At 63.4% G+C, this 7,035-nt stretch carries 8 protein-coding genes and 1 pseudogene; 2 read left to right on the top strand and 7 right to left on the bottom strand.

Annotation, left to right across the window (positions count from 1 at the left end; genetic code table 11):
• A pseudogene (locus tag AC1DRO_RS13805) lies at window positions 1-1,330 on the bottom strand (hypothetical protein); the annotation flags it as partial.
• Window positions 1,331-1,515: 185 nt separating this feature from the next.
• Window positions 1,516-1,641 (bottom strand): hypothetical protein, encoded by a 126-nt coding sequence (locus tag AC1DRO_RS13800; RefSeq protein ID WP_476947004.1) that lies wholly within the window; start codon window positions 1,639-1,641, stop codon window positions 1,516-1,518.
• A 211-nt stretch (window positions 1,642-1,852) separates the two neighbouring features.
• On the opposite strand from AC1DRO_RS13800, the gene AC1DRO_RS13795 reads away from it, so the two are divergent.
• Both AC1DRO_RS13795 and AC1DRO_RS13790 read left to right on the top strand, forming a co-directional pair.
• Window positions 1,853-2,275 (top strand): HAD domain-containing protein, encoded by a 423-nt coding sequence (locus tag AC1DRO_RS13795; protein WP_476951224.1) that lies wholly within the window; start codon window positions 1,853-1,855, stop codon window positions 2,273-2,275.
• Window positions 2,276-2,520: 245 nt separating this feature from the next.
• Window positions 2,521-3,594, top strand: a complete 1,074-nt coding sequence (locus AC1DRO_RS13790; RefSeq protein WP_476951223.1) for a transglycosylase domain-containing protein — start codon at window positions 2,521-2,523, stop codon at window positions 3,592-3,594.
• Window positions 3,595-3,620: 26 nt separating this feature from the next.
• Here AC1DRO_RS13790 and AC1DRO_RS13785 read toward each other — a convergent pair whose 3' ends face one another.
• The 5 genes from AC1DRO_RS13785 to rplS all read right to left on the bottom strand — a co-directional run bounded on the left by AC1DRO_RS13785 (window position 3,621) and on the right by rplS (window position 6,891).
• Window positions 3,621-3,947, bottom strand: coding sequence for a DUF2469 domain-containing protein (locus tag AC1DRO_RS13785; RefSeq protein WP_018773443.1), 327 nt, complete (start codon window positions 3,945-3,947; stop codon window positions 3,621-3,623).
• 87 nt (window positions 3,948-4,034) lie between these two features.
• On the bottom strand, window positions 4,035-4,700 hold the full coding sequence (locus AC1DRO_RS13780) for a ribonuclease HII (RefSeq protein ID WP_476951222.1): 666 nt from the start codon (window positions 4,698-4,700) through the stop codon (window positions 4,035-4,037).
• A gap of 10 nt (window positions 4,701-4,710) precedes the next feature.
• Window positions 4,711-5,718, bottom strand: coding sequence for a signal peptidase I (lepB, locus tag AC1DRO_RS13775; RefSeq protein ID WP_476951221.1), 1,008 nt, complete (start codon window positions 5,716-5,718; stop codon window positions 4,711-4,713).
• Window positions 5,719-6,399 (bottom strand): signal peptidase I, encoded by a 681-nt coding sequence (gene lepB / locus AC1DRO_RS13770; RefSeq protein WP_476951220.1) that lies wholly within the window; start codon window positions 6,397-6,399, stop codon window positions 5,719-5,721.
• A 132-nt stretch (window positions 6,400-6,531) separates the two neighbouring features.
• On the bottom strand, window positions 6,532-6,891 hold the full coding sequence (gene rplS, locus AC1DRO_RS13765; protein WP_018773447.1) for a 50S ribosomal protein L19: 360 nt from the start codon (window positions 6,889-6,891) through the stop codon (window positions 6,532-6,534).
• Window positions 6,892-7,035 lie beyond the last annotated feature (144 nt).

Below are 7,035 nucleotides of genomic sequence, written 5' to 3'. Positions count from 1 at the left end.
TGACGACCCAGGTCCCGGGATACGTACCCGCAGCCACGACTTGCCCGTCCACAAGGTACTCGACACCGGTCGTGGCGGGAACCGTGTAGGTGTCGTCCTTTGTCCCGACCTTGTCAATGAACGTCACTGCCGCGGGAGAGACCGGGAACGGGGTCGCCTTAAACGTCATCGACCACGACGCCAAGGCACCAGGAGCCAGGGCGTAATCGGTTTTCGGCCGCGCTGTTGCCGTGACCTTGCCCATGGCCGGATACTTACCCGCAGCCACGACCCTGCCGCCGACGAGATAGTCGATGCCGGTCGTGGCTGGAACGCTGTAGGTATCCTCGTTCGTCCCGTCCTTGTCCGTGAAAGTGACGGCCGCCGGAGCGACCAGAAATGGGGTGTTCTTGAACCTCATCCACCAGGTTGCTACGGCACCAGGAGCCAGGATGTAATCGGGCTTCGCCCGCGCGCCTGCGAAGAAAATCCCGTCGGTCGAATACGAATACGAATACGAATACGTGCCCGCTGATACAACCTTTTGAAGACCGGCGCCACCGACGAGGTAGTCAATGCCGACCGTCTCGGGGATGGTGTACGTATCGTTAGCCGTGCCGTCCCTGTCCGTCATCACGATAGGGGCAGGAGTCACCTGGACCGGGGTGGCGACGGGCGTTGTGGGCGTGCTGAAACTTTCGTAGGTGACGTAGCCTCGGTTGTACGCCCGCACCCGTGCCACGATGCTGTGCCCGATGTCGGCGGCCCTAGTCATGTAGGTAGGACTACTGCCGATTAGCTGTTGCAGGGAGTCCAGATGCATCCACCCGTACTCGACTCTGGTTGGCTTAGGGTCTAGTGCTGCGAGTTCCATCTTCAACGTAAACCCCACGGAAGGCGGACCTTCTACCTGGAGCTTCGGTGAATTGGAATACTCGCGGAGAGGATCCAACCTGAAATCTAGGCTTGCCCAGTCAATCGCGACTGGGGCGGGATCCTTCATGTCCGACGGGAATTTCTCGACTCTCCCGTCACGCCAGTACACGACACGTTTGTCATCGGGCCATGACCTCACCTCGATGTGAGAGAGCGAGACAGGACCCAGCGGCCATCCATTCAGATCGCCAACTGCTGTGTTTGCATACCCCGCCCCGCACTCATCAAAGCAGACGTCATGTGTGGCGCCGAGGCTGTCTTCGTAGAAGAGGTTGCCGTAACCGATTGCCCCGACCCTGACCACGACTTGGTCTTGGTTTATGTCTTGGTCCGGGTACATCACCGCAGGCGAAAGCATTCTGATATCCGTTAGTGATGGTGACTCGCTAGTATCTACGGCTACAGACGGTGCCACTGAACCAACAATCAATGTCATTGCGGCCGCTAGGACAAATACAGCGGAACGACAGCGCTTAATAGACCTTTTCATTTATCCCCCAGATGATGATGACTAGACCCTACACGCCTCAACGCATCTAAGATCTCCAAACCGGATTCCGGCCGCACCATTAACAGATAGGCGGCAACAACCGGGGATACTCACGGAACAAAGAGTTCGCCATCAATCCCGTCGCGGCCTATCTGTTCAAGACGATGCAGCGCGAGCTGAGCCATATCGTCCACGGTCACACCACTGACGAGAAGTTGGCAGAGTACTGCAACCACCGCGGGATCTTCGAGTTAGAAGCCGAGGGATCGGCCTATCTCATCATGAACGAGCTAGCCGGCCGATCAGTTCGACGCCGACGAGAGCCTGCACCACATCCAGCAGTGGCTAAAGGGGTCACAAGCCAGATGAGAGGGGTATACGCAGCGCGTTCAGCACTGTTGATCGCATAATCAAGGCAGGACGAAAAGAACTGCAGGAGGAACAGGAATGAAAGTACTTTTCGTCGATATTGATGGAGTCGTCAACCGCGTAGGTACGAGACAGCGCTTTCGCAGCTTCATGGGCATCGATCCTTTCCTGGCGTTCAAGGTCAGAAAGATCATCCTCGACACGGACGCAGCCGTTGTTCTAACGTCCACATGGCGGCATATCCAAGGCGGCCGTGAAGAAGTCGACCGGCACGTTTACAAGACCTTTGACGTTACTCCGTCAGCAGACACAGGCTTTCGTGGCGAGGAGGTGAAAATGTGGCTGGACCGGCATCCGGAAGTGACGCGGTATGCAATCGTCGACGACGACACTGACTTCTATGCCGATCAGCCATTGTTCAAAACGAACTGGCAAACCGGGATCTCCGACGAGGTTGCGCAGCAGGTAACCGAATTTCTCAACAGTGGAGATGGCCCATGAGTGCACATCTACCACCGTTGGGAAACTTCGCCGAAGCGCCTGCCGACGCCCCGGAATCCGGGCGGATCCAGGGGGAGCACTGCCGGCGATCAATTCCGTGGCGGCATTGACAGGACGTGTTGATGCGATTGTCAGGCAACGAAACGTAGCCAATGCCCGCACGGCTCACCTAGGCTTTTCCCAACGCCCTCGAACTCCCCGGGGCGTCCGTAGTCTCTCCTGAGGATCGGCCGAAGGATCGGCGTATGGAATATCGAGCGGCCCAGCCGCTGGGAACGCAGCAGCTGACGGAACCAGGTCCGCCCGGCGGGCAGGCGGGCCCCAGCTGGCCCCCACCACCGCGGCCTGAGCCAGGATCCAGGCCCGCACAGCTGCAGCCCGAGCCCGGGCCGTCGTCAGAGCCCCACCCCGCGCCAGAGCCTGAGCCGGCGGCTCCGGCGGGAAAACGTAAGCACCGGGTCCGGCGTCTGCTCGCCAGGATCTTCAAGTTCGCCGTCGCCATGGTGGTCATCACGGAGCTGGCCGCCGTCTCATTCATCTGGTTCGCTCCCCCGCGCACTGCCTACATGCTGCAGACCGGCGGCCCGATCGCATACCAGTACGTGTCCCTGAACCACATCAGCCGCTATGTCATCGCCGCGGCCGTCGCCCACGAGGACCAACAGCTGGGAACGCGTGTTGGCGCGTTCTCCGTCGATGATTTCCGGGACAGGGCCGTCGCCTACCTGCAGGGCAGGGATGACCCGAGCGGTTCCACGGTCCCGCAGCAGCTGGTCAAGAACATCTTCCTGTGGCCTGATGCGAATGCCCTGAGGAAGGGGCTGGAGGCCGGGCTTGCAACCGAGTTCAGCCTCACCCTGACCCCGCAACGGATCATCGAGCTGTATCTGAACTACGCGCAGTTCGGCCCGCAGCTGTACGGCATCTGCGCAGCGAGCTGGTACTACTTCGACGAACCCCCGTGGAACATGTCCGAGTATCAGGCCGCGCAATTGATGGGGGTCCTGCCGCTGCCCACACTCGTCACTAGGGCGGCGGGAGGCGGCATCTATCTCGGCCCGGGGGTCCACCCCAAAGTGTGGGACTACGTCAACGGTGCGGCCAACGTGTGGGTCCCCAAGCAGATCGAGGGGCTCGGCGGATGGAAGGCGGCCGTCGCAACCATCGGCATCGGCGACACAGCGTCCGACCACGCCGCCGAGCGGGGATCCGCGAACCCGGATGGCTGCGGTTCGTATCCGGAGAGTGTGCTGGACCTGCTGCGGCAGCAGGACGTTGCCCTGGACCGCAACGGGAACCCTGCGCCACCCAGGGGCTAGGAAACCCGAAAACTAGGAAGCCAGGGTCAGTTGCCCAGGTCCTCGACCTTGGGCAGGGCGAGTTCCTCGCTGCGGGGCAGTTCCTCGACGTTGACGTCCTTGAACGTGATGACGCGGACGCTCTTGACGAACCGGGCGGAGCGGTAGACATCCCACACCCAGGCGTCCTGCAGGGTCAAGTCGAAGTAGACCTCGCCATCGGCGCTGCGGGCCTGCAGGTCAACATGGTTGGCAAGATAGAAACGCCGCTCGGTCTCGACCACATAGCTGAACAGCCCGACGACGTCGCGGTATTCGCGGTAGAGCTGTAGCTCCATGTCGGTCTCATAGTTTTCAAGGTCCTCGGCACTCATGGTTCCATCTTGCACCATCCGGCGCCGGCCGCGCGCCACAGTGCGCCGGCCGCGCCACCGGCCGCCGCGCCCGAGCGGCCAGAACAGCTAGAGCATCTGCCAGCTGACCCGGTGGTACGGCGTGGGACCGGAGGTCCGCAGCGCCTCCTTGTGCGCTGCGGTGCCGTAGCCCTTGTTCACGTCCCAGCCGTAGGCCGGGTATTGGGTATGCAGCTCGCACATCATCGCATCGCGCTCGACCTTCGCGATGATGCTGGCCGCGGCGACGCTGAGGCACTGCATGTCGGCTTTGACCAGTGTGTGCACCGGGGCATCGCACCCGGGTTCGGCGGGGGCATCGTCAAACAAGGACGGCTGCAGATCCGGCGAGAGCCAGTTGTGGCTTCCGTCCAGCAGGACAACCTCGGGCCTGATTCCGGCGGCGAGCACGGCAAACCAGGCCCTGTTCCCGGCAAGACGGAGCGCCGCGATGATCCCGAGTTCGTCGATCTCGTTCGCGGACGCATGCCCGACGGCGGAGGCGACGCTCCAGTCCCGGACCACCGGCACCAGCCGCTCCCGGTCCGCGACCTTGAGCAGCTTGCTGTCCCGGACATCGGCCAGGAGCTTCTGTTGCTGCAGGTCGACGACGGCGATCCCCACGCTGACGGGACCGGCCAGGGCGCCGCGGCCGACCTCGTCGATGCCCGCGAGGAGCCGCGCGCCGGAGCTGCGGAAGCGGCGTTCGTAGTCGAGGGTGGGGGCTGCTGACATGACGGGCGGCTTACTTTCCGGACGGGGCAGGGACGCTGCGGAAGACGTCCGGGTAGTTGTCCAGGGCCGACATCCTGTTCAACGGCCAAGCGATGACGGCGGCCTTGCCTTCAATGTCGGATTCGTTGACGAAACCGCCGTTGGTGTCCATATGGGCGCGGGAATCCGCGGAGTGGTTGCGGTTGTCGCCCATGACCCAGACCTTGCCCGCGGGCACGACGACGTCAAAGTCGCGGACCTGGGGAATCTCTGCGGAATTGATGTATTTCTCGTCCAGCGGCGCGCCATTGACGGTGAGCTGTCCGCCGGCGTCGCAACAGACCACGTGGTCACCCGGGAGCCCGATGACACGCTTGACCAGGTGCTGTTCCGAGTTGTCCGGCAGCAAACCGACGAACGTCAGCCCGTCCTGCACCCAGGTGAAGGGGCCCTTGGTCTTCGGGGCCGCGGGGGCGAGCCAGCCCTGGCTGTCCCGGAACACCACCACGTCCCCGCGCTGGAGCGCCATGGGCTCGGGCACGAGCAGGTTCACGAAGATGCGGTCGTTCACATCGAGGGTGTTGACCATGGATTCGGACGGGATGTAAAAGGCCCGGAACAGGAAGGTCTTGATCAGGAAGGACAGCACAATCGCCACGACGACCACCGTGGCAACCTCCTTCAGCCACAGGAAGAGCGGGCTGCGCCCTTCACGGGCCTTGGCCTTCCTGGCCCGGCGGGATGTCGGATCGGCGTGGGCGGGTCCGTCGGCCCGCTCCCTCCCGGTCGGCCCAGGCGCGGTCGGCCCAGCCGCGGTCGGGGCAGTCTCCGACCGGGCAGCCTCGATGCGGGCAGCCTGGATACGATCAGCGCGCTGCGCACCGGCGCTGTCGTCCTGCGCCGCAGGAGCCGACGCCGGAGCAGGAGCCTGCGCACCAGCCGGTGGATCCGCCGGCTCGTCCGCGGGGATCGCCGAGGCGGTAACCCGGGGTCGGTCCTGGCCCTGCGGATCAGGAGTGCGCGGTTCGGTCTCGGGCATCTACTGTCCGTTCGTCGTCGTCGTTGTCGCAGCCGGTTCGGGCCGCGCTACTGCTGCAAATCTATCAAGCGGCCAGATGATCTGTACCGGCCTGCCAATGACGCGTTCCAGCGGCACCATGCCCCCGCCAGGGGCGCCCAGGAGGCTCCGGGAGTCGGCGGACATCGAGCGGTGGTCCCCCATGAGCCAGAGCCGCCCGGCAGGCACCTGGACGGCGAACTTCACATCGCTCGGGGTGTCCCCCGGATACACATACGGTTCCGCAACTTGCTGGCCGTTGACTGTGAGCCGGCCGCCGGCATCGCAGCAGACCACACGGTCGCCGGGCAGTCCGATGACGCGCTTGACATACGTGGTGTCGCTGCCCGCCAGGCCAAGCCAGCGTCCGGCTTCGGCGAGGGCATCCACTACGGGGCCGTTGCCACTGTTGAGCGGGGCGAAGGAACCGCGGCCGTCGAAGACGACGACGTCGCCCCGGCCCAAGGGCTCAGCTTGGAAGCCGGTCCGCGCCACCACGATCCGGTCCCCCGTGTGCAGGAGCGGCTCCATGGAGGCGGACGGGATGAAGAAGATGTCCAGCCACAGGGAGCGGACCACGGCGCTGATGGCCACGGCGAGCACAAGGGCCAGCAACGCAAAACGCCAGCCCGGTTTCCTGGGCTGGCGTTTTGGCTGTTCCATGTTCCGTATCCCCTGGCGCTGTCGTGAACTAATGTGCGCTGTTGCGGATAGCTCCGGCGCCGCACTAGCTGACGCACCGGATACGGTCCGTGGATCCGCGGTGGAAGCCTGTCGTGGAAGACGAAAAAAGGCTTACTTGGCGGTCTGGAAGTCGCGCTTTTCCTTGATCTTCGCGGCCTTACCACGCAGGTTACGCATGTAGTAAAGCTTGGCGCGGCGCACGTCACCCTTGGAGACGAGCTCGACCTTGTCGATGATCGGGGAGTGCACCGGGAAGGTACGCTCTACGCCGACACCGAAGGAGACCTTGCGGACGGTGAAGGTTTCGCGGACGCCATCGCCCTGGCGGCCAAGGACGAAGCCTTGGAAGACCTGGACGCGGGAGTTCTTGCCTTCGATGATGTTGACGTGAACCTTGATGGTGTCACCCGCGCGGAACTCGGGAACATCGGTGCGCAGCGAGGCTGCATCTACGGAATCGAGGATATGCATTGATCCACTCCTGGTGAACGCCACAGGTCACTCACGTTGGGTTACGGCGGTCAGGGCCGGTGGCATGCGCCGCCCGGAAATTTCCGCCGAAAGTTTGTCAATCCGGCCCTGTCAGGAGTAGACGGGGCCGGGGTGCCGGGCTGT

Source organism: Arthrobacter sp. P4_F11 (assembly GCF_056401395.1).
Note: the sequence above shows the minus strand (reverse complement) of the source record. Positions and strands in the feature narration are given on the sequence as shown.

Bases quoted from the DNA above. Each gene is read 5' to 3' on its own strand.
- AC1DRO_RS13795 (WP_476951224.1), top strand. From the start codon at position 1,853: ATGAAAGTACTTTTCGTCGATATTGATGGAGTCGTCAACCGCGTAGGT.
- AC1DRO_RS13790 (WP_476951223.1), top strand. From the start codon at position 2,521: ATGGAATATCGAGCGGCCCAGCCGCTGGGAACGCAGCAGCTGACGGAA.
- AC1DRO_RS13785 (WP_018773443.1), bottom strand. From the start codon at position 3,947: ATGAGTGCCGAGGACCTTGAAAACTATGAGACCGACATGGAGCTACAG.
- AC1DRO_RS13780 (WP_476951222.1), bottom strand. From the start codon at position 4,700: ATGTCAGCAGCCCCCACCCTCGACTACGAACGCCGCTTCCGCAGCTCC.
- lepB (WP_476951221.1), bottom strand. From the start codon at position 5,718: ATGCCCGAGACCGAACCGCGCACTCCTGATCCGCAGGGCCAGGACCGA.
- lepB (WP_476951220.1), bottom strand. From the start codon at position 6,399: ATGGAACAGCCAAAACGCCAGCCCAGGAAACCGGGCTGGCGTTTTGCG.
- rplS (WP_018773447.1), bottom strand. From the start codon at position 6,891: ATGCATATCCTCGATTCCGTAGATGCAGCCTCGCTGCGCACCGATGTT.